Origin of the sequence: Ancylobacter gelatini, assembly GCF_022601675.1 — a bacterium.
In the GTDB taxonomy this organism is placed as follows: domain Bacteria; phylum Pseudomonadota; class Alphaproteobacteria; order Rhizobiales; family Xanthobacteraceae; genus Ancylobacter; species Ancylobacter gelatini.
This window is the reverse complement of the sequence record NZ_JAKVIL010000012.1, coordinates 140,050-161,714: the sequence shown is the minus strand read 5'-3', so window position 1 is coordinate 161,714 and position 21,665 is coordinate 140,050. Positions and strand designations below refer to the sequence as shown.

At 66.9% G+C, this 21,665-nt stretch carries 13 protein-coding genes; 6 read left to right on the top strand and 7 right to left on the bottom strand.

From position 1 onward, the window contains the following. Nucleotides 1-171 precede the first annotated feature (171 nt). Nucleotides 172-1,059 (top strand): N-formylglutamate amidohydrolase, encoded by an 888-nt coding sequence (locus MKI84_RS18670; protein WP_241621764.1) that lies wholly within the window; start codon nt 172-174, stop codon nt 1,057-1,059. Between the two features lie 1,346 nt (nt 1,060-2,405). Further along, complete coding sequence (gene hisN / locus MKI84_RS18665; protein ID WP_241621763.1) at nt 2,406-3,194, top strand: histidinol-phosphatase; 789 nt, start codon at nt 2,406-2,408, stop codon at nt 3,192-3,194. A gap of 11 nt (nt 3,195-3,205) precedes the next feature. On the opposite strand, the gene MKI84_RS18660 is transcribed toward hisN, so the two are convergent. Together MKI84_RS18660 and MKI84_RS18655 are read right to left on the bottom strand one after the other, a co-directional pair. After that, entirely contained in the window at nt 3,206-4,150 is a 945-nt protein-coding gene (locus tag MKI84_RS18660; RefSeq protein WP_241621762.1) for an alpha/beta fold hydrolase, read from the bottom strand. 147 nt (nt 4,151-4,297) lie between these two features. Next, entirely contained in the window at nt 4,298-4,675 is a 378-nt protein-coding gene (locus MKI84_RS18655) for a hypothetical protein (RefSeq protein ID WP_241621761.1), read from the bottom strand. Between the two features lie 253 nt (nt 4,676-4,928). On the opposite strand from MKI84_RS18655, the gene MKI84_RS18650 reads away from it, so the two are divergent. Continuing rightward, nucleotides 4,929-5,393, top strand: coding sequence for an Hsp20 family protein (locus MKI84_RS18650; protein WP_241621760.1), 465 nt, complete (start codon nt 4,929-4,931; stop codon nt 5,391-5,393). A 107-nt stretch (nt 5,394-5,500) separates the two neighbouring features. Here the strand turns inward: MKI84_RS18650 and MKI84_RS18645 are convergent, their stop codons facing one another. Further along, a complete protein-coding gene (locus MKI84_RS18645) occupies nt 5,501-6,382 on the bottom strand; it encodes a PepSY domain-containing protein (protein WP_241621759.1) in 882 nt (293 codons plus the stop codon). A gap of 434 nt (nt 6,383-6,816) precedes the next feature. On the opposite strand from MKI84_RS18645, the gene gltB reads away from it, so the two are divergent. Together gltB and MKI84_RS18635 are read left to right on the top strand one after the other, a co-directional pair. Further along, nucleotides 6,817-11,547: a glutamate synthase large subunit gene (gene gltB, locus MKI84_RS18640; protein WP_241621758.1), complete on the top strand. Its 4,731-nt coding sequence runs from the start codon at nt 6,817-6,819 to the stop codon at nt 11,545-11,547. A 251-nt stretch (nt 11,548-11,798) separates the two neighbouring features. Continuing rightward, nucleotides 11,799-13,223, top strand: a complete 1,425-nt coding sequence (locus MKI84_RS18635) for a glutamate synthase subunit beta (protein WP_241621757.1) — start codon at nt 11,799-11,801, stop codon at nt 13,221-13,223. A 139-nt stretch (nt 13,224-13,362) separates the two neighbouring features. Here MKI84_RS18635 and MKI84_RS18630 read toward each other — a convergent pair whose 3' ends face one another. Continuing rightward, on the bottom strand, nt 13,363-14,922 hold the full coding sequence (locus MKI84_RS18630) for an SGNH/GDSL hydrolase family protein (RefSeq protein WP_241621756.1): 1,560 nt from the start codon (nt 14,920-14,922) through the stop codon (nt 13,363-13,365). 91 nt (nt 14,923-15,013) lie between these two features. Next, on the bottom strand, nt 15,014-16,372 hold the full coding sequence (locus tag MKI84_RS18625; protein WP_241621755.1) for a lytic murein transglycosylase: 1,359 nt from the start codon (nt 16,370-16,372) through the stop codon (nt 15,014-15,016). A gap of 209 nt (nt 16,373-16,581) precedes the next feature. Here MKI84_RS18625 and MKI84_RS18620 point away from each other — a divergent pair, with 209 nt between their 5' ends. Continuing rightward, nucleotides 16,582-17,472 (top strand): UTP--glucose-1-phosphate uridylyltransferase, encoded by an 891-nt coding sequence (locus MKI84_RS18620; protein WP_241621754.1) that lies wholly within the window; start codon nt 16,582-16,584, stop codon nt 17,470-17,472. An 86-nt stretch (nt 17,473-17,558) separates the two neighbouring features. Here MKI84_RS18620 and clpB read toward each other — a convergent pair whose 3' ends face one another. After that, nucleotides 17,559-20,186, bottom strand: coding sequence for an ATP-dependent chaperone ClpB (clpB, locus tag MKI84_RS18615; protein WP_241621753.1), 2,628 nt, complete (start codon nt 20,184-20,186; stop codon nt 17,559-17,561). Nucleotides 20,187-20,347: 161 nt separating this feature from the next. Beyond that, nucleotides 20,348-21,610, bottom strand: a complete 1,263-nt coding sequence (locus tag MKI84_RS18610; protein ID WP_241621752.1) for an MFS transporter — start codon at nt 21,608-21,610, stop codon at nt 20,348-20,350. Nucleotides 21,611-21,665 lie beyond the last annotated feature (55 nt).

Below are 21,665 nucleotides of genomic sequence, written 5' to 3'. Positions count from 1 at the left end.
GCTATCGCCTAACCCATTTGCTGTTAGCACATGGTGAATGCCGGGGCGGTTTGGCGCAGGATGCACGAACATGTGGCTTTCGCGCCGCGCTTATGCGTTCCGTGCCCGCCGGGCTCATGATAGAGATGTGACAACAGGCGGGTAAGCGCGCAAGCGGGTTCAGCGGTAGGAATGATGGCCGTCATAGCGGAGACGATCGAGCCGGCGTTCGAGGTGGTCGAGCCGGCTGAATTGAAGGCGCCGTTCCTGTTCAATTCGCCCCATAGCGGGATCGTCTATCCGCGCGCCTTCGTGGAGCAGGCCCGCCTGGAACTGCCGGCGCTGCGCCGATCGGAGGACAGTCTCGTCGACGAATTGTTCGGCGACGTCACAGGGCTCGGCATGGCGTTCATGCGCGCGCATTTCCCGCGCTGCTATCTCGACGTGAACCGCGAGCCTTACGAGCTTGACCCGCGTATGTTCGAGGGCCGCCTCCCGGCTTATGCGAATACGCGCTCCATGCGGGTGTCGGGCGGCCTCGGTACCGTCGCGCGCATCGTCGGCGACGCGCAGGAAATCTATGGCCGGCGTATCCCGGTCGACGAGGCCATCACCCGGATCGAAACCTATTACAAGCCCTATCACCGGACCCTGCGGCGCCTGATGGTGCAGATGCAGCGCTCTTTCGGCATCGGAGTACTGGTGGATTGCCATTCCATGCCGTCCAGCGGCCAGCGCGACCCGCGCTCGCGTATCGACATGGTGATCGGCGACCGCTACGGCACGAGCTGCGCGCCGGTGATCCCGGACGTGCTGGAGGTCGAGCTGCGTCGGCGCGGCTATTCGGTCACCCGCAACAAGCCCTATGCCGGCGGCTTCATCACCGAGCATTACGGCAATCCGGCCTCCGGAATCCATGCCATCCAGATCGAGATCAACCGCGCGCTTTATATGAACGAGCAGACCTATCTGGCCTCGGACCACTTCGCGACATTGCGTGTCGACCTGCTGGACGTGGCCGCCGCGCTGGCCAAAATCCCGCATCTGGAGCTGGCGCCCGCACGGGCGGCCGCCGAATAATATTTATTTATCAATACGTTAGTTGGTTTCTTACAAAAATTTGATCGATTGATGCAATTCGTCGCATAACAGCCTTGCATTTTAGGAATGAGAGATATACCAATTCTGCACGCTCGGTTCCGGGCGCTCCTCCCCCACCTTCAGCCGGGGCTAAAGCCGCGATGCAAGCGGAGGGGAGCTGCGACCTGGAAATCGAGCCGCCCTCTTGGGTGCCAGCACATGTGACGGACGCCGTCAGCAAAAAGCGGTTGCAACCGCGGCGACAGGCGAGCCGGCTAAAACAGGCGGCACAAAAGAAAGAGGCCGCCCACCGTAAGGGGAGCGGCCCAAGTCTAGGGAGGAAACGCCCAAGGAGGGCTGTACGGAGCGACGCCAATCGCTGCCGTACCGTTACAAGATGTGAGTGCATTGCGGAATAATCAAGGCACCCACCGGCATTTTCTGGCATACCAGATACAACAGATACGGGACTGTGGCTTTAATGTCGCTTAACGCTACTCTGATACCCGCGCAATAACCGCACTGGGTGCGTAGCGCGACCATCGGGCTCGGCGCTACGCCTTCCCTCTCAGCACATACCGACTCCCAGCTCCCGTCGCGCGGGACCAGGCGGGGTCGAACCTCCAGCGGATGCCCAAAAGAAAAAAGGCCGCACCATAAAAATGGGCGGCCCAAGTCTAGGGAGGAAACGCCCAAGGAGGGCAGCGGCAACGCGACGCCAATCACGTTGCCGCACCGCAATAATATGCCCGTGCATCGCACAAGCCGCAAGAGCCAAAACGAAAGAAACGAAACTTACCCACGCCTCGCAACGCGCGAATATGCGCAAACGCGCCTCTGACGCGCCTTGGACCAACCCCGACCGACCCGGGCGATGAGGGACGGATCGCAAGACCGACCGCAGCGAACGCTCAACGGCGAACACGCCCGCGACCAACAGGGTGCTGGGGAAAATCCGTTGAGAATGAAGGGGTTATAAAAAGAAAGAGGCCGCTCACGTTGCCGGAGCGGCCCAAGTCTAGGGAGGAAACGCCCAAGAAGGGCGGCGGTAGAGCGACGCCAATCGCCTTACCGCGCTGCAATAATATGGCAGCTTCGCTTCCAGATAGCAAGCTGAAGTGCTGCCTAATGTGTGACCTTGCCGGAATAGCAGCCATGCGCCTGATGCGGGGCAGCAGAATCCGAGAGGCGCACCTCAGACGCGGCTTTCGGGTGCCGGCGCCGCTGACGCCAGCGCCCCACGCCATCGTCCCGGTTCCGCGATTGCCGTTCCCGACGGCTATGTCTATTGAGGGCGTAGAATGCACCTGAGGGCAGGAGCCAGCGGGCGGCCAACGGAGCGGGACATGAGCGCGGTCGATTTCGAAGGTTTCGTGCAGGAACTCGCGACTGTCTCCGGCCAGGCGATCCTGCCGTTTTTCCGCACGGCGCTGGGGGTGGAGGACAAGAGCCGGGGCATCGCCTTCGACCCGGTCACCGCCGCCGACCGCGCCGCCGAGCAGGCGATGCGTGCCCTGATCCAGCGCGCCTTTCCCACCCACGGCATTCGCGGCGAGGAATTCGCCGACGAACGGCTCGATTCCGAATATGTCTGGGTGCTCGATCCGATCGACGGCACCAAATCCTTCATCGCCGGCCTGCCCGCCTGGGGCACGCTGATCGGGTTGTGCCGCAATGGCGAGCCGGCCTATGGCATGATGCACCAGCCCTTCATCGGCGAGCGCTTCTATGGCGACGGCGCCACCGCCCGTTATCGCGGCCCGGCCGGCGAGCGGCGGCTCGGCGTGCGCGACTGCACCGGCCTCGATGCGGCGCTGATGCTCACCACCAGCCCGCGCCTGATGAACCTTGAGGACCGCGCGCTTTATGGTGTGGTCGAGGAGAAGGTCCAGCTCGCCCGCTATGGCGGCGATTGCTACGCCTATTGCATGCTCGCCGCCGGTCATGTCGATCTGGTGATCGAGACCAATCTCAAGGACCACGACATCGTGCCGCTGATCCCGATCATCGAGGGCGCGGGCGGCATCGTTACCGACTGGGAAGGCGGCCCGGCCCGGCATGGCGGACGCGTGGTGGCTTCAGGAGACCGGCGCGTCCACGAGCAGGCGCTGGAGACGCTCGCGCGCGGCGCCTGAGCCGCGCCGGCCTACCGTACCGCGCTGCCGGGAATGAAGGCGTCGAACGCCGCCAGCAGCGGCTCGCGAAACAGGTCCCGCTCCTGAAGGATCTCGTGCCGTGCGCCGGGAATCACCAGATGCGCGCCGGCGATCAGCCGGGAGCCGAGATGCTCGATCGCGGGCGTCGAGACGATCGCGTCCGCCCCGCCCGCCACCATCAGCAGCGGCTGGCGGATCACCTGCGCGGTGGCCGGGTCGGTGAGCCGGTCCATCAGGTCGAAGGCCGCCTTGATCCAGCCGATGGTCGGCGGGCCGACATCGAGCTGGGGGTGCTCCATGGTGATGGTGAGGTTGCGCGCGAAGCGCTTGGGATCGGAGGTCAGGCGATTGCCGTCGAAATGGATCTCGCTGGTGCGGATTCGCTTGCCGCGCGGCACGTAGAAATCCGAAAGCCCGATCCCGCTCAGCGCACGGGCGGTGCGGCGGGCGGCGACATCGTGCTTGAGCAGCGAGAGGTCCAGCATCGGCGCCACAAGGAACATGCGGTCGAACCAGCGATGGCCCTCGCGCGCCGCGTCGAGCAGGATCGCCGCGCCCATGGAATGGGCGAGCCCGAAATAGGGCGGCGGGCAGTCCGGCATCACCACTTCCCGCACGAAACTCTGCAGGTCGAGCTGGTAGTCGGCGAAGTCACGCACATGCCCCTTCATGGGGTTCTTCAGCAGGCGCTGCGAACCGCCCTGCCCCCGCCAGTCCAGCACCGCGACGGCAAAGCCGCGCCGGCGCAGGTCCTCGACCGTCTCGAAATATTTCTCGATTTTCTCGGTGCGGCCGGGAAACACGCAGACCGTGCCCCGGCACGCGCCGGCCGGCCGCCAGCGCGCGAAACGCAGGAGCACCCCGTCCGGCGCGTGGAACCCGCCGCACACCGCGCCCTCGGGCACCGGATTGTCTTTCGTACTGAACAGCAGCATGGCGAGCGCGAGCAATCCGGCGGATCGGGAGGACGGACGAGAAGGACGGCAGGTCCGCGTGAGTACAACGGAGCCGGACCGCACCACAAGAGAGCACGCGGCGACGCAAGGTCTCGCCGGGCGGCGAGTTCGGGCAGCGGGCGGGCTTTAATAGCGCTTGTCGCCGAAGCCGATCACCTTCATGCCGCTGATCGCTCCCGAAGCGCTGTCGACCACGACCTGAACCCGCTCGCCACGCGGGCCGTTGGCTTCCAGCAGGATGGTGGCGCCGCGCTGGCGCAGCACCTTGATATTGGAAAAGCCGCGCGCGCGCAGCATTTGCGCCGCCGCATCGCCGTCCATTCGGTCACCGCCGCGCCGGGCGGGTGGCTGCTCATAGGGGGCGTAGGGACCGGGCGCGGGTGCGCCGGCCGGCCCGCTCCACACCCCGCCCGCCGGGCCAATCGACTGGGCGTAAACCGGCGCGCCGCCGGAAACCAGCAGCGGCGGAAGCATCAACGCCAACGCCAAGGCACGCAGCAACACCGTCCGTTCCCTTTCCCGGGCGACCTAGAACCGGCTACCCCCGTGATCGCGCAAGTGTGGGGGACTGGCGCTGAATGCGCTTTGAGTCCGCCGTTCATCTCCCGTTCATGTTTGCGGCGCCCGTCACCCCCTTGCGGCGGCAAGGAGCCTTCCTATCTCAATCCTGTACCGGCCAGATGGCGGTACGCAAATCAGGGCGCGGCTCATGTGAGAGCGCCCGCCAGTCGCATGTCGCTTCACAGGAGGATATGTTATGCGCACCTTCGATCTTTCGCCGCTTTATCGTTCCACCGTCGGTTTCGACCGCATGTTCTCGCTGCTCGACCAGGCCGGCGGCGTGGACACCGGCACCACTTATCCGCCCTACAACATCGAGCGGACCGGTGAGAACGCCTACCGAATCACCGTGGCCGTGGCCGGCTTCACTGATCAGGACCTCGACATCGAGGTGAAGGAGAACACGCTCTCCATCCGCGGTGAACGCAAGGTCGATGCGTCGGCCAAGCCCGCCGATGTGCTCTATCAGGGCATCGCCGCGCGCGCCTTCGAGCGCCGCTTCCAGCTCGCCGACCACGTCGAGGTACGCGGTGCCCGCCTTGAGAATGGCCTGCTCCATGTCGAGCTGCACCGTGAAATCCCCGAGGTGCTGAAGCCCCGGTCGATTCCGATCGCGGTGGGTTCGTCCAGCGGCAAGGTCATTGAGGCCAAGGCCGCCTGAGCATATGGGGCACACCCCCACGCCTCGCCGGGAATGGCATGAGGCCAGATAGAAGGCGCCCCTTCCGGGGCGCCTTTTTTCGTGTCGGGCAGCTCGCGTCCCGAGGATCAATCCGTCGCCGGAATGGTCGGGGTAGCTGTGCCGGCGGTCGAGGGAACCGACGCCGTGCCCGCCGAGGTCGCGTCATTGCCGCTTCCCGCTGTGCTTTCCCCGGCAGGAGGCGCGGGTACCGCCGGGTCTGGCTTGGCGGCCGCATTGGTGGGGGCGGTCCCGGGCGGCACCGCCACGCCGGGAATCACGCGCACCGCGCCCGTCACGGGTGCAGCCACGGCGGGCTGCGCGGCTTTGGACGTTGCGGCATCCGGGGTCGCCTTCTGTCCGGAGACGCCGCTCGGAGCCGGGGAAGCTGCGGCCGGGAGCGCGGCAGCTTGGGGCGTGGCAGTTTGGGGCGTGGCAGCTTGAGGCTCGGACGAGGGAACCGGGCCCGACTCGGGTGGGACGGCCGCCTGCTCCTCGCCGGGCGGCGGCGGCTTTACCGGCGGCAGCACGGGCGGGGGCAAGGGATTTTGCCGCCCGACCTTTGGCGCCGGAGCGAGCGGGCGCATGGCGACGATGCGGCCGCTGAAGCGCTCGATCCGTACCCGCTGGCGAATGCCGGCGGGGTCGGTGGCCTCCACCACGTAATAATTGCCGTCCACACGAGCGCGTCCCACCGCTGTCATGCCCATGGATTGCAGCATGGGCCGCACATCCTCGCGCGGCATGGACGGCGCGCCCCGATAAACGGGCGGGGGTGGATAATAGGCGCCGGGAGGCGGGCCGTAATAGCGCTCCACATAGCGCGGCGGTCCGTCATAATAGGGGCCGTCATAATATTGCGCCTGCGCCGGCTCCGCCCCGGCCCATCCCAGCACCACCGCGAGGGGCGCGAGCAGCCGTATCGTGCCGCGCGCCTGAGCCGGCGATCCCGGCCTCTGCGATCTGGACATATGGACGCCTCCCCTAGGGAACCCTTTTCCACTCGCTACTCCACCGTGGGAATACGGCGCGGGCGAGACCGCCGGGGACCTCGCGACACGCCGTTGCCGAGGCGGATGGCGGGAGGTCATCGGGCAATGGCGTTGCGCCGATGTGTCGGGCGGAATACATTTCCTTTCGCGCAAGACCCCTTCCCTCGCAACAAGCGCGAAAAACAGCGACGCCATGCCCTGCATGCGGCGCTTGTACGCAGACGCCAATTCTGGCATCTTCGCGGTTGATAGGGAAGCCTTGCTGTCCTATATCACATATGCCGGCGCCGGCATTGGCATGGTCGATGCTAGCGTCTGCGGTAAGGGCGTGCATGTTCTGCGGAAGGGAGCTTCCGCGGAGCCGACAAGGCTCCGGCATGCGCGGACGAAGCGACTTTAAGGGAGAGACGGGGATGAGTGAGGAATTTGGCGGCCACGCCGCGCGTGAACTCGACGGGAGTGCGACCTTCGCTGCCGCGACGGACCGCGCCGCCGGCAAAGCCCCCACCGTCATCGACCCGGGCCTGCCGGGTGCCGTCGGCCTGTACGACCCGCGCAACGAGAAGGATTCGTGCGGTGTCGGCTTCGTCGCGGACATCAAGGGCCGCAAGTCGCACAAGATCGTGCAGGACGGCCTGCAGATCCTGCTGAATCTCGAACATCGTGGCGCGGTGGGCGCGGACCCGCGCGCCGGCGACGGCGCTGGTATGCTGGTGCAGATCCCGCACCGCTTCTTCGCCAAGGAAGCCGCCAAGCTCGGCTTCGCCCTGCCGGAGCCCGGCCACTACGCGGTCGGCCATTTCTTCATGCCGCGCAGCGAGGAGGGCCAGCAGCTCATCCGCGAGACCGTCGAGCGCGTGGTCGCCGAGGAGGGCCAGGTGATCCTCGGCTGGCGCGACGTGCCGACCGACAACTCGCATCTCGGCCACACCGTGCTGCCGACTGAGCCGCATCATGCCCAGATTTTCATCGGGCGCGGCGAAGCCACGCCGGACGAGGACGCTTTCGAGCGCCGGCTGTTCATCCTGCGCAAGGTCATCTCCAACATCATCTACGGCGCCAAGGACCCGCGCACCGCCGGTTATTACCCGGTGTCGCTGTCCTGCCGCACCCTCGTCTACAAGGGCATGTTCAACGCCGATCAGCTCGGCACCTATTATGCCGACTTCCACGATGAGGATTTCGAGAGCGCGATCGCGCTGGTTCACCAGCGCTTCTCGACCAACACCTTCCCGGCCTGGTCGCTCGCCCATCCCTACCGGATGGTCGCGCATAACGGCGAAATCAACACGCTGCGTGGCAATGTGAACTGGATGGCGGCCCGCCAGGCTTCCGTCGACAGCGAGCTGTTCGGCAACGACATCTCCAAGCTCTGGCCGATCTCCTATGAGGGCCAGTCCGACACGGCGTGCTTCGACAACGCGCTCGAATTCCTGATCCAGGGCGGCTACGAGCTGCCTCATGCCGCAATGATGCTGGTGCCCGAAGCCTGGGCCGGCAACCCGCTGATGGACGAGGAGCGCCGCGCCTTCTACGAATACCACGCCGCGATGATGGAGCCGTGGGACGGCCCCGCCGCCATCGTCGCCACCGATGGCCGCCAGATCGTCGCCATGCTGGACCGCAACGGCCTGCGGCCGGCGCGTTATCTCGTCACCACCGACGATCGCATCGTGCTCGCCTCGGAAATGGGCGTGCTCACCTTCCCCGAAGAGCAGATCGTCACCAAGTGGCGCCTGCAGCCGGGCCGCATGCTGGTGGTCGACATGGTTGAGGGCCGCCTCGTCCCGGACGAGGAGGTGAAGACCACGCTTGCCCGCGCGCATCCCTATAAGGAATGGCTGAAGCGCACCCAGCTCGTGCTGGAGGAGCTGCGCTCCGTGGAGGCGCGGGAGGTGCGCACCGACGTGTCGCTGCTCGATCGTCAGCAGGCCTTCGGCTACACCCAGGAAGACGTCAAGCTGCTGATGGCGCCGATGGCGACCACCGGGCAGGAGGCGGTCGGCTCCATGGGCACCGACACGCCGATCTCGCCGCTGTCGAAGAAGTCGAAGTCGCTGTTCACCTATTTCAAGCAGAACTTCGCGCAGGTCACCAACCCGCCGATCGACCCGATCCGCGAGGAACTGGTGATGAGCCTCGTCTCGTTCATCGGGCCGCGGCCGAACATCTTCGACCTCGAAGGCAATGCCCGCCGCAAGCGTCTTGAGGTGCGCCAGCCGATCCTGACCAATGCCGACCTGGAGAAGATCCGCTCCATCGGCTTCATGGAAGAGCGCTTCGACACCCGCACGCTCGACATGACCTATCCGTCCGACAAGGGCGCGGCGGGCATGGAGGATGCCGTCGAGCGGCTGTGCGAGCGCGCCGAGGCGGCGGTGCATGGCGGCTACAACATCATCATCCTGTCCGATCGTCTGGTCGGGCCGGACCGCATCGCCATTCCCTCGCTGCTCGCGACCGCGGCCGTGCACCATCACCTGATCCGCAAGGGCCTGCGCACCGCCGCCGGTCTCGTCGTGGAAACCGGTGAGGCGCGCGAGGTGCATCATTTCGCGTGTCTGGCCGGCTATGGCGCCGAGGCGATCAACCCCTATCTCGCCTTCGACACCATGATCGACATGCGCGTCGACATCCCGGAGGAGGTCGACGAGTACGAGATCGTCAAGCGCTTCATCAAGTCGATCGACAAGGGCCTGCTCAAGGTCATGTCCAAGATGGGCATCTCGACCTACCAGTCCTATTGCGGTGCGCAGATCTTCGACGCGGTCGGCCTGTCGACCGAGGTGGTAGAGAAGTACTTCTCCGGCACTGCCTCGACCATTGGCGGCATCGGCCTCGCCGAAGTCGCCGAGGAAACGGTGATGCGCCATCGCGACGCGTTCGGCGACGCGCCGGTGTACCGCACCGCGCTGGATGTCGGCGGCGAGTACGCCTACCGGCTGCGCGGCGAGGAGCATGCCTGGGATCCGGAAACGGTCGCAGTGCTGCAGCATGCCGTGCGCGGCAACGCGCAGGACAAGTACCGGCATTTCGCCAAGCTGGTGAACGAGACCGGCTCGAAGACGCTCAATATCCGCTCGCTGTTCCGTATCAAGGGCGCGGAAGAGGAAGGCCGTGCGGCGATCCCGCTCGATCAGGTCGAGCCGGCGGCGAACATCGTGAAGCGTTTCGTCACGGGCGCCATGTCGTTCGGCTCGATCTCGCGCGAGGCGCACACCACGCTCGCCATCGCGATGAACCGGATCGGCGGCAAGTCGAACACCGGCGAAGGCGGCGAGGAGGCCTCGCGTTTCAAGCCGCTGCCGAATGGCGACAGCATGCGCTCGGCGATCAAGCAGGTCGCCTCGGGCCGTTTCGGCGTGACGGCGGACTATCTCGTCAATGCCGACATGATCCAGCTGAAGATGGCGCAGGGTGCCAAGCCCGGCGAAGGCGGCCAGTTGCCCGGCCACAAGGTGGATGCCGTCATCGCCAAGGTGCGCCATTCCACGCCGGGCGTCGGCCTCATCTCGCCGCCGCCGCATCATGACATCTACTCGATCGAGGATCTGGCGCAGCTGATCTACGACGTGAAGAACGTCAACCCGGAAGCCGATGTCTCGGTGAAGCTGGTCTCGGAAGTCGGCGTCGGCACCGTTGCCGCCGGCGTCGCCAAGGCACGCGCCGACCACATCACCATTTCCGGCTTTGAGGGCGGCACCGGCGCATCCCCGCTCACCGCGCTCAAGCATGCCGGCTCCCCCTGGGAGATCGGCCTCGCGGAAGCGCACCAGACGCTGGTGCTGAACAATCTGCGCGGGCGCATCGCCCTTCAGGTCGACGGCGGCCTGCGCACCGGACGTGACGTGGTGATCGGCGCGCTGCTGGGGGCGGACGACTTCGCCTTCTCCACCGCACCGCTGATCGCGGCCGGCTGCATCATGATGCGCAAGTGCCACCTCAACACCTGCCCGGTGGGCGTGGCGACGCAGGATCCCGTGCTGCGCAAGCGCTTCAAGGGCACGCCGGAGCATGTGATCAACTACTTCTTCTTCGTCGCGGAGGAAGTGCGCGAGATCATGGCCTCGATGGGCATCGCCAACTTCATCGACCTGATCGGACAGTCGCAGTGGCTCGACAAGCGCGAAGCCCTGGAGCACTGGAAGGCCAAGGGGCTCGACTTCTCGCGCATCTTCGCCAAGCCGGAGCTGGGGCCGGACGTGGCGGTGCGTCATGTCGAGCGCCAGAACCACCCGATCCACAAGGTGCTGGACCGCAAGCTGATCGCCGAGGCGCAGGACGCGCTGATCGCCGGCGAAAAGGTGGTGATCCACACCCCGATCAAGAGCATCGATCGCTCCGCGGGCGCCATGCTCTCGGGCGAGGTCGCCAAGCGTTATGGCGAGACCGGCCTGCCGGACGACACGATCGACATCCACCTCACCGGCACCGCCGGTCAGGCCTTCGGCGCGTTCCTGGCCGCCGGCATTTCGATGACCCTGGTGGGCGAGGCCAATGACTATGTGGGCAAGGGGCTCTCGGGCGGGCGCATTGTCGTCCGGCCGCCGGACAACGCGCTCATCGTGCCGGAGAATTCGATCATCGTCGGCAACACCGTGCTTTACGGCGCCACCGCCGGCGAGTGCTACTTCCACGGCGTCGCCGGCGAGCGCTTCGCGGTGCGTAACTCGGGCGCCATCGCGGTGGTCGAGGGCACCGGTGATCATGGCTGCGAGTACATGACCGGCGGTGTGGTGGTCGTCATCGGCCAGACCGGGCGCAACTTCGCGGCCGGCATGTCCGGCGGCGTCGCCTATGTGCTGGACGAAGACCGCTCGTTCAAGAACCGGTGCAACCTTTCCATGGTCGATCTCGAGCCGGTGGAAGAGGAAGAGGACCTGCTGGAGCGCCTTCATCACCATGGCGGCGACCTGGAGTTCAAGGGCCGCATCGACATCATGGCCGATATGGGCCATGGCGACGAGGAGCGCCTGCACCAGCTCATCGCCAAGCACCTGCACTATACCGGCTCGAAGCGCGCCCAGATGATCCTCGACAACTGGGCCGATTATCGCAGCAAGTTCGTGAAGGTGATGCCCGTCGAATATCAGCGGGCGCTGCGCGAGATGGAAAAGGCCCGCGGGCTCCAGGCCGCCGAATAGGCGGGCCGAGCGTGCCTCGCACCCCGCCTTCCGCCGTTATTACGGTCGGAAAGCGGGGCCGGGGCGCCTGGGTCACTCCCGACCACCGGGCGATCCCGCTAGCGGCCTCGCGCCGTCCGGGATGACGACCGACACCGCCGGATCGGCGCGGCCCTGTGCCGCGCCGTCATTTCCCAACTGGCATGATTGATGTATCTGACACCGGAGGTGGAACGCCTCCAAGGTGGCGGTGCTCCGCGAAAGAGGGCGCAATGGGTAAGGTTACGGGTTTTCTCGAAATCGATCGGCGTGAGGCCAAGTATCAGCCGGCATCCGATCGGATTCGTCACTTCCGCGAATTCACCCTGCCGCTGCCGGATTCGGAGGTCGCCAACCAGGCCTCGCGCTGCATGGATTGCGGCATTCCGTTCTGCCACGGCCCCAATGGCTGCCCGATCCACAACCAGATCCCGGACTGGAACGACCTCGTCTATAACGGGAACTGGGAGGAGGCGACGCGCAACCTCCACTCCACCAATAATTTCCCCGAGTTCACCGGCCGCGTCTGCCCCGCGCCCTGCGAGGAAGCCTGCACGCTGAATCTCGAGGACATGCCGGTCACCATCAAGACCGTCGAGCAGTCCATCGCCGACAAGGCGTGGAAGATGGGCTGGATCAAGCCCGAGCCCGCCGCCCACAAGACCGGCAAGAAGGTGGCCGTCGTCGGCTCCGGCCCTGCCGGCATGGCGGCCGCCCAGCAACTCGCCCGTGCCGGCCATGACGTGCATGTCTATGAGCGCGAGCCTAAGGCCGGCGGCCTGCTGCGCTACGGCATTCCCGACTTCAAGATGGAAAAGCACTATATCGACCGTCGCGTCGTCCAGATGGAAGGCGAAGGCGTTACCTTCCATTACGGCGTGAACGTGGGCGTCACCAAGCCGGTCGACGAATTGCTGGCCGCCTATGACGCCGTGCTGATGTGTGGCGGCTCGGAGTCTCCGCGCGACCCCAAGCTCCCGGGCCAGGAACTGGACGGCGTGCATTACGCCATGCCCTATCTGGTGCAGCAGAACCGACGGCTCGGCCGCGAGGATGTCGGCCATGAGCAGCCCATTCTCGCCAGTGGCAAGCATGTCGTGGTGATCGGCGGCGGCGACACGGCGTCCGACTGCGTGGGCACGGCCTTCCGCCAGGGTGCGTTGTCCGTGCACCAGCTCGATATCCGCCCGGTGCCCCCGATCAAGGAGGACAAGCTGGCGGTGTGGCCCTATTGGCCGACCAAGTTCCGCACCTCCTCCTCGCAGGCCGAAGGCGCCGAGCGCGAATTCGCCGCCGCCACGCTCGGCATCGAGGGCAAGAAGGGCCGCGTGATCGGCGTGAACTGCGCCCGTGTGGACGCCAAGCGCCAGCCAATCGCCGGCACCGAGTTCATGCTGAAGGCCGATCTGGTGTTCATCGCGCTCGGCTTCGTGCACCCGGTGCATCAGGGCATGCTGGAGCAGTCCGGCATCGTGCTCGACAAGCGCGGCAATGTGCAGGCGCCCGATACCGATTACGCCACCTCGGTGCCGAATCTGTTCGCCGCCGGCGACATGCGGCGGGGCCAGTCGCTGGTGGTGTGGGCGATCCGCGAGGGCCGGCAGGCCGCGCAGTCGATCGACACCTATCTGATGGGCGCGTCGGTCCTGCCGCGCTGACGTCGATACGCTGAGCCGTTTGACCGACACTAAAAAACCCCGGATCGGCGGCCTGCCGATCCGGGGTTTTTTAGTGTCGGGGTCCCAAACGCGCGCACAGTGCCGGCGAAAGGGCCTAGCGGCGGTAAAGCGAGCGGCCTCAGGGCGTCCGCGTTCCGACGCCTGTGGTTGGCATCGGCGCCATGAAGAACGGCTCAGCGGGCTCAGGACGAGCGTCAGCTGAGGCGGGAGCACCGCCGGCGGCAGGGGTGTTACCGGAAGCCGTACCGGCGGCCGGAGCCGATGCCGGCACCGCCGCAGGCGCGGCCCCCTCGGTGAGGCTTGCGGGTTCGGGCATCAGCGCGGTCGGCTGGCCGGCCGGCCAGCGAAAATCGTCGACGCGACCGAGCACGGCCGGCAGCGGCTCGCCGCTGGTCAGCACTTTCGCCGGATCAGGCGCCGCGCCGTCCGGCGCTGTCGGCTCGGCCGGCTCGGGCGTGACAACCACCGGCACGGGTCCGCCCGCGAGAGAGCGCGCACCTGCCGCCGCTCCGCCCGAGAGCACGACGATCGACGGACGCTCCGGCACGGTCATGCCCGGCAGCGCCACCTCTCGGCTCAGCAGGTCATCGAGCTGCTTGTCGACGAAGAAGGCCAGCTTCTTGCCGCCCGCGCGGGTGAAGCCTATGCCGTCGGGCGAGCGCAGCCGGCGGCGCTGGCCGTCCACATCGGGGCCGGACATCAGGAACTTGCCATTCTCGTCGACGAACCCGTCCCACACCTCGACGAACACGAAGCCTGCCCGCTCCACGCGCTCTTTGAGCAGCATATTGAATTGCGCATGGCGCTCGGCGGCGGCCGTGTCGTCCACCGGCGGCAGGCCGACAATCACCGCCGGCCGGCCGCGCAGCTTCACCCCGAGCAGGAAATCATCAATGCGCCGGCCATAGATCTCGCGCCAGCGTTCATCGAACAATTCGGCGCGTCCAGAGGGGTCGTCGATCGGCGCAAGGTCGTTGGCGCCGGCCAGCAGCACCACGACGCTCGCGTCCTGGCTCTGCGCCAGTTCGCTGCCGCCGCGCACCCAGTCGAATTTACTGCCAGGCGCCAACCCCGATCCGGGTTCGCTGCGACCGACCACGGCGACCTTCTTTCGGTCGCTGGCGAAAATATCGGCGAGCCCCTGGGCGAGCGCGGCGGAGTTCTCGTCGCCAATCACCAGCACGATGCTCTCGATCGGCTCCTCGGCCGCCTCGCGCGCGGCGGCGGCGGTCTCGTAGACCGCTCCCCGCACCTCGGCCGGCGCGGCGATGACCGGCGGGCGGGCGACCTGGGTGGGCTCGCTCGGCACGCGCGAGGGCGAGTCGGCGCGACGCGGGGGTGGGTCCGGGTTGAACAGGTCGAGCAGCGGCTGGAACGGGGTCCAGACCCTCTTGGGCTCGGGCTGTCGCGGCCGCGCCTGCTGGCGAACGGCTTGCTGGCGCTGCGGGCGGGCCTGCTGCGGTTGTGGGCGCGCCTGCTGGCGCTGGATCCGCGAAGGCTGCGCGTTGCGCGCGCCCGACTGGCCGATATCGACCGGGGGCCGGAACCAATCGTTCTGCGCGGAGGCCGGAGCGGCGAAGGGGAGGCCCATGGTCAGCACGAGGCCGAGCACGGCCACACGCCGTACCAGTCCCCTTTCCAGCCCGATGCCGGACCGTGCGCCACCGCTTCGTGCCACGTCTCAATGCCTTTGTGCTGCGAGAGCCGACGTAGCGGTGAACCAATATCGCGGCTGATTCAAGACCCCCGGCGGGAAAGCCGGGAGCGCATCAGTTGCGCAGGCTGTCCAGCACCTCGCCGGTGGCCATTCCATCGGGCAGCATGCCAACACTCACCTGATATTCGCGCACCGCGACCCGCGTCTTCTGGCCCAGCGCGCCGTCGGCCGGGCCGGGATCATAGCCGCGCGCGGAAAGCCGCTGCTGCAGTTCCGAGCGCTCGGCCCGCGACAGGGCGCGCATGTCCTCGGGCCAGGGCTGGACGAACGGACCTCCGCCGCGGATCCGGTCGGCAAGATGGCCGATGGCGAGCGCATAGGCATCGGCCGGATTATAGGAGAGGATCGCCTTGAAGTTCCCGGTCATCAGGAAGGCCGGTCCTTTGGCGCCAGCGGGCAGCAGCAGATAGGCGGTCTCGTCGCCGCGCGGCATCTGCCGCCCCTCCGGCCGGCGCACGCCCAGCGCCGCCCATTGCGCCATGGTCTTCTGCGCGTGCTTGTCGGCGAGCAGGTAGTTGAAGCCGCGCGGCAGCACCACCTCATAGCCCCAGCTGCGCCCAGCGACCCAGCCGCCGCGCTTCAGCTTGTTGGCGGTGGAGCCCATGGCGTCGGCCACGCTGTCCACCACGTTGCGATGGCCGTCGCCGTCGAAGTCCACCGCGTCGCGCTGGAAGGCGGTCGGCATGAACTGGGTGAGGCCGAAGGCGCCGGCCCAGGAGCCCTTGAGGTGGCTCTCTGGAATATCGCCCCGGTCGAGAATGCGCAGCGCGGCCACGAACTCGTCGCGGAAATAGGCCTGTCGCCGGCCGACGCAGGCCAGCGTGCCGGTCGCCTGCAGCACCTGATAGGAGCCGCGCGCGCTGCCGTAATTGGTCTCGATGCCCCAGATCGCGGCGACGACATATTTGTCGACGCCATAGGTGCGCTCCACCGCCTCGAACACGGCGGCGTTCTGCGCCATGGCCTGACGACCCTTCTGGATGCGGGTCTCGGAGACCAGCATGTTCACGTAGTCGCCGGCGGTGCGGGAGAATTCGGGCTGTGTCTGCAGCTTCTCCATGATGGTCATGTCGGGCGTCAGGCCGGCGGTGTAGCGCCGGAATCCGGCAGCCGAGACGCCGGCAGCGCGTGCTTTCGGCTCCAGCCCGGCGATGCAGCGGCTGAAATTTGCCTCGGCGCGGGCGAGAGCGGTGGGATGCATGTCGGGGTGGCTTGAGCCGGTGGCGGCACGCGGAGCGGGCGCCGGGGCGGCCGCGCGGGCCGGCACTGCCGGACGCGGCGCGGCGGCGGGTGTCGCCAGTGCGCCGGTGATGTCGTCGGATGACGCGCATCCGCCAAGGCACAGCCCGGCCAGCGCGACGATCGCGAAGCCGCCGGAGAAGCGGCGGCGAGAGCCCGTCCGATTACTCATGACACAAACCCTAACTCGGACATTTGACCGGATTAGGGGCACGACATGGTTGCGAGGAGCTTAACGCTGGGTCAGATTCCGCGAAATCGGTACCGGAACCGGGAGACCGCCAACAGGTTTGTCATCTTCGTGAGGGAGACGTTAAGCTGCATGCGTTAGCAGTCTTCCGTTCCGCAGCTCGTTTAAATCCAAGGTGGCGACGTTTTCCAATGGCGAGTCATATCCGCAAAGCTATTCTTCCGGTGGCCGGCCTCGGCACACGTTTTCTTCCCGCGACCAAAGCCGTTCCCAAGGAAATGCTGACGGTGGTCGACCGCCCCGTCGTGCAGCACGTTGTCGATGAGGCGCGCGCCGCCGGCATCGAGCACATCGTCTTCGTCACCGGCCGCAACAAGGGCGTGATCGAGGATCATTTCGACCGCCAGTACGAACTGGAGGCGACGCTCTCCGAGCGCGGCAAGTACCAGCTCCTCGATACGCTGCGTGCCGAGACCATGGGTCCGGGCAAGACCAGCTTCACCCGCCAGCAGCTTCCGCTCGGCCTCGGCCATGCGGTGTGGTGCGCCCGCGACATCATCGGCAACGAGCCCTTCGCGCTGCTGCTGCCGGACATGCTGCACAAGCCGCGCGGGGGCAAGGGCTGCCTCGCCCAGATGGTCGAGGCTTATGGCAAGACCGGCGGCGGCAACCACCTCGCGGTCTATGAAGTGCCGATGGACCAGACCGACCAGTACGGCATTGTCGGGCTCGGCGACTCCGTGGCCGACGGCGTCCACAAGATCGGCAAGATGGTCGAGAAGCCGAAGAAGGAGGTTGCTCCGTCCAACCTCGCCATTTCCGGGCGCTACATCCTGCAGCCGGAAATCTTCGACCTGCTGGAAAGCCAGGAACGCGGCGCCGGCAACGAAATCCAGCTCACCGATTCCATGCTGAAGCTGGCGCAGAAGCAGGATTTCTACAGCGTGACCTTTGACGGATCGATCTATGACTGCGGCTCGAAGCTCGGCTTCCTGATGGCCAATGTCGCCTACGCCCTCTCGCGCCCCGATATCGCCGATACCTTCCGCCCGGAGCTCGACGCGCTGCTGGCGAAGGGGTGAGGCCGCCAGCCCCACGATGACCGCGGATAAAGCAAAGGGCGCCGTTTGCACGGCGCCCTTTTTGTTGGTCGGCGGACAGGCCACGATCAGGCAGCCTGCCCGGCCTCCTCGGTCGTGCCGGGGCGCGTGTCGAACAGGAGCTCGCCCGCCCCGCGCTCGACGCGGACGACATCGCCATCCTTCACCGTGCCGGCGAGGATGCGGCCGGCCAGCGGGTCCTGCAGCAGCTTCTGCATCACCCGCTTCAGCGGACGCGCGCCATAGGCCGGGTCGTAGCCCTTCTCGGCGAGGAAATCGCGCGCCTCGGGGGTCAGCTCCAGAACGATCTTGCGATCCTCCAGCAGCTTCATCAGCCGCTTGGCCTGGATGTCGACGATGGCGCCCATCTGCGACTTCTGCAGGCGGTGGAACAGCACGATCTCGTCGATGCGATTGAGGAACTCGGGACGGAAATGCGCACGCACCACCGTCATGACCTCCTCGCGCACCGCATCGGTATCCTGCCCTTCCGGCTGGTTCACCAGATACTCCGAACCGAGGTTCGAGGTCATGATGATCAGCGTGTTGCGGAAGTCGACCGTGCGGCCCTGCCCGTCGGTCAGGCGCCCGTCGTCGAGCACCTGCAACAGGACGTTGAACACGTCCGGGTGCGCCTTCTCCACCTCGTCGAACAGCACGACCTGATAGGGCCGGCGCCGCACGGCTTCGGTGAGCGAGCCGCCTTCCTCATAGCCGACATAGCCGGGAGGCGCGCCGATCAGCCGGGCCACGGAGTGCTTCTCCATGTATTCCGACATGTCGAGGCGCACGAGAGCCGTGTCGTCGTCGAACAGGAACGAGGCCAGCGCCTTGGTCAGCTCGGTCTTGCCGACACCGGTCGGGCCGAGGAACATGAAGGAGCCGATCGGCCGGTTGGGGTCCTGCAACCCGGCGCGGGCGCGCCGGACCGCGGTCGAGACGGCTTCCACCGCCTCCTTCTGGCCGATGACGCGGGTGGAGAGAACGTCCTCCATCCGCAGCAGCTTCTCCTTCTCACCTTCCAGCATCTTGTCGACCGGCACGCCGGTCCAGCGCGAGACGACGCCGGCGATGTGGTCGGGCGTCACCGCCTCCTCCATCATCGAGCCCGTCTTCACCTCGGCAGCCAGATCCTGCGTCTCCAGCTCCGCGAGCTTCTTCTCCAGCGCCGGAATGGTGCCGTAGGCCAGCTCGCCCGCCTTCTGGTACTCGCCGGAACGCTGGGCGATGGCGAGGTCGGCGCGCGCTTTCTCCAGGTCGCTCTTGACCTTCTGGGCGTCGCCGAGCTTCTCCTTCTCCGCCTTCCACCGCGAGGTCAGAGCGTTGGATTCCTCCTCCAGCTCCGCCAGCTCCTTTTCCAGCTTCTTCAGCCGGTCCTTGGAGCCGGTGTCGCTCTCCTTCTTGAGCGCTTCCTGCTCGATGCGCAGGCGCACGATCTCGCGGTCGATGGAATCCAGCTCTTCAGGCTTGGAATCCACCTGCATGCGCAGCCGCGAGGCGGCTTCGTCCACCAGGTCGATCGCCTTGTCGGGAAGGAAACGGTCGGTGATGTAGCGGTTGGAGAGCGTGGCCGCCGCCACCAGCGCGCTGTCGGTGATGCGCACGCCGTGATGCAGTTCGTACTTCTCCTTGATGCCGCGCAGGATGGACACCGTGTCCTCCACCGTCGGCTCCGAGACAAAGACCGGCTGGAAGCGGCGGGCGAGCGCGGCGTCCTTCTCGACATGCTTGCGGTACTCGTCGAGCGTGGTGGCGCCGACGCAGTGCAACTCGCCGCGCGCCAACGCGGGCTTGAGCAGGTTGGACGCGTCCATCGCGCCGTCGGTCTTGCCGGCCCCGACGAGGGTGTGCATCTCGTCGATGAACAGGATGATGCCGCCCTCCGCCGCCTCGACCTCGGAGAGCACGCTCTTGAGCCGCTCCTCGAACTCGCCGCGATATTTGGCACCGGCGATCAGCGAACCCATGTCGAGCGCCAGAAGGCTCTTGTCCTTCAGGCTCTCGGGCACGTCGCCGTCGACGATACGCAGGGCGAGGCCCTCGACGATCGCGGTCTTGCCGACGCCCGGCTCGCCGATCAGCACCGGGTTGTTCTTGGTTCGGCGCGCCAGCACCTGGATGGTGCGGCGAATCTCCTCGTCCCGGCCGATCACCGGATCAAGCTTGCCGTCGCGGGCCGCCTGCGTCAGGTCACGCGAATATTTCTTGAGCGCGTCATAGGCGTTTTCGGCGGTCGCACTGTCGGCGGTGCGGCCCTTGCGCAGAGCCTCGATGGCGGCGTTGATCTTCTGCGGGCTCGCGCCCGACTTGTTGAGGATCTTCCCGGCGTCGCTGTCCTTCTCCAGCGCGAGCGCCAGCAACAGCCGCTCGACAGTGACGTAACCGTCGCCGGCCTTCTTCGCCGCCTGCTCGGCCGCGTCGAACACGCGGGCAGTGCCGGGCGCGAGGTAGACCTGGCCCGCGCCGGAACCAGCTACCTTGGGCAGCTTCTTGAGCGCGGCTTCGGTCTCCGCGAGCACGAGGCGTGCATCGCCGCCGGCGCGCTGGATCAGCCCGGCGCACAGCCCCTCAGGGTCGTCGAGCAGCACTTTGAGCAGGTGCTCGGGCGTGAACTGCTGATGCCCTTCGCGCAGCGCCAGCGACTGTGCCGACTGCACAAAACCGCGCGCGCGCTCGGTGTAGATCTCGAAATTCATGTCGTACCCTCCAGACCCTCCCATCCGCCCTCTCCTGAGGCACGAACGGTCATGCGGGATGACGGCGCCCGTATCCCGGCCGCCGCGGCGGACCCCGATACGGCGATCCGCTGGTTCTCATGTAGTGTGACCGATCGGCAACGGAAGGGCTTTGCGGCGGATCAAGCCGCGATTTTTCCGGTGGCGAGGTCGCCGGCAGCATCGCCCTCCCGCGCGCCAGCGGGCCCGCCGCCCGGCGCGCCTCCGATGAGATAGGTAGCGGCCGCCACCAGCGCCGCGCCGCCGAGCACCAGAAACGCAGCGGCATAGCCGGCATATTGGGCGACGAAGCCCGCCAGCGTCGTGGACAGCGCCGCCCCGATGCCCTGGGCGGTCATCACCAGCCCCAGCCCGACATTGAAACGTCCTGTGCCCTGGAGGATGCGCGCGACGATTCCCGGCGTGGCGACGCCCAAGAGGCCGGCACCGACGCCGTCGAGGATCTGCACGGGATAGAGCCCGAAGCCGAGGTCCCACTCCGTCGCTGCCGCCGCGATCAGGCCGCGCAGCGGCAGCGCCGCAAGCGCGATGATGAGCACCAGCCGGTAGCCCTGGGTCTGGGCAAGGCGCGCGGCCAGCAGCGCCATCGGGATCATGGTCGCCTGCGCCACCACCACGGTGAGCGCGGTCAGGGCGGAGGGGTCCCCGGCTCCGCGCGCGACCATGCCCTGTCCGAACAGCGGAAGCATCGCGCCATTGCCGAGATGGAACAGAGCGAGGGTGAGAGCCAGCACCAGCAGCCGCCGATCCGCCAGCAGCCGCCGCCAGCCTTCCGCGTGGCCACCGTCGCCCTGCCTCCCCGGCGCCATGCCGCGCGCCGCCTCGTGATCGATATCGCCCGCCCGGATCGCCAGAACCGAGAGCACCGAGCCCACCGCCATCGCCGCCATCAGCGCGAACACCGCGGGAAGGCCGAGCCACCAGCCCAGCACGCCCGCGAGCACCGCCGCGAGAATATTGCCGGCGTGATTGAACGCCTCGTTGCGGCCGAGCTGCCGGTCGAAGCCCGCCGGCCCCACCAATCCCAGCGTGATGCCGGCCACGGCGGGGCCGAGCGCGGCAGCGGCGATGCCGTTCACGCCCTGCGCCAGCGCGACCACGCCGAAGCTCGGCGCCAGCAGGATCGCTATCGAGGCGGCGATCACGACCGCCGATCCGATCACCACGATCGCCCGTTTGGCGCGGCTCGAATCCACCAGCGCTCCCATCGGCACGGTGGCGACCATGCCCGCGAGACCGCCGAGCGTCATCACCAGCCCGATCTCGCCGGGGCTCCAGTGCTTCTGCTGAAGGAAGACGCCGAGAAAGGGTCCAAGCCCGTCACGCACATCCGACAGAAACAGGTTGAGCGAGGCGAGCGCGACGAGGGAGGAAACGGCAGCCATGGACGGCACCCCGGTTGAGACTGCCCAACAAGCTCCAAGAACGATCGCAGTTCCC

What these genes read in the sequence shown, in the direction of transcription:
- MKI84_RS18670 (WP_241621764.1), top strand. Translation starts at nt 172, where the DNA reads ATGATGGCCGTCATAGCGGAGACGATCGAGCCGGCGTTCGAGGTGGTC.
- hisN (WP_241621763.1), top strand. Translation starts at nt 2,406, where the DNA reads ATGAGCGCGGTCGATTTCGAAGGTTTCGTGCAGGAACTCGCGACTGTC.
- MKI84_RS18660 (WP_241621762.1), bottom strand. Translation starts at nt 4,150, where the DNA reads ATGCTGCTGTTCAGTACGAAAGACAATCCGGTGCCCGAGGGCGCGGTG.
- MKI84_RS18650 (WP_241621760.1), top strand. Translation starts at nt 4,929, where the DNA reads ATGCGCACCTTCGATCTTTCGCCGCTTTATCGTTCCACCGTCGGTTTC.
- MKI84_RS18645 (WP_241621759.1), bottom strand. Translation starts at nt 6,382, where the DNA reads ATGTCCAGATCGCAGAGGCCGGGATCGCCGGCTCAGGCGCGCGGCACG.
- gltB (WP_241621758.1), top strand. Translation starts at nt 6,817, where the DNA reads ATGAGTGAGGAATTTGGCGGCCACGCCGCGCGTGAACTCGACGGGAGT.
- MKI84_RS18635 (WP_241621757.1), top strand. Translation starts at nt 11,799, where the DNA reads ATGGGTAAGGTTACGGGTTTTCTCGAAATCGATCGGCGTGAGGCCAAG.
- MKI84_RS18625 (WP_241621755.1), bottom strand. Translation starts at nt 16,372, where the DNA reads ATGAGTAATCGGACGGGCTCTCGCCGCCGCTTCTCCGGCGGCTTCGCG.
- MKI84_RS18620 (WP_241621754.1), top strand. Translation starts at nt 16,582, where the DNA reads ATGGCGAGTCATATCCGCAAAGCTATTCTTCCGGTGGCCGGCCTCGGC.
- clpB (WP_241621753.1), bottom strand. Translation starts at nt 20,186, where the DNA reads ATGAATTTCGAGATCTACACCGAGCGCGCGCGCGGTTTTGTGCAGTCG.
- MKI84_RS18610 (WP_241621752.1), bottom strand. Translation starts at nt 21,610, where the DNA reads ATGGCTGCCGTTTCCTCCCTCGTCGCGCTCGCCTCGCTCAACCTGTTT.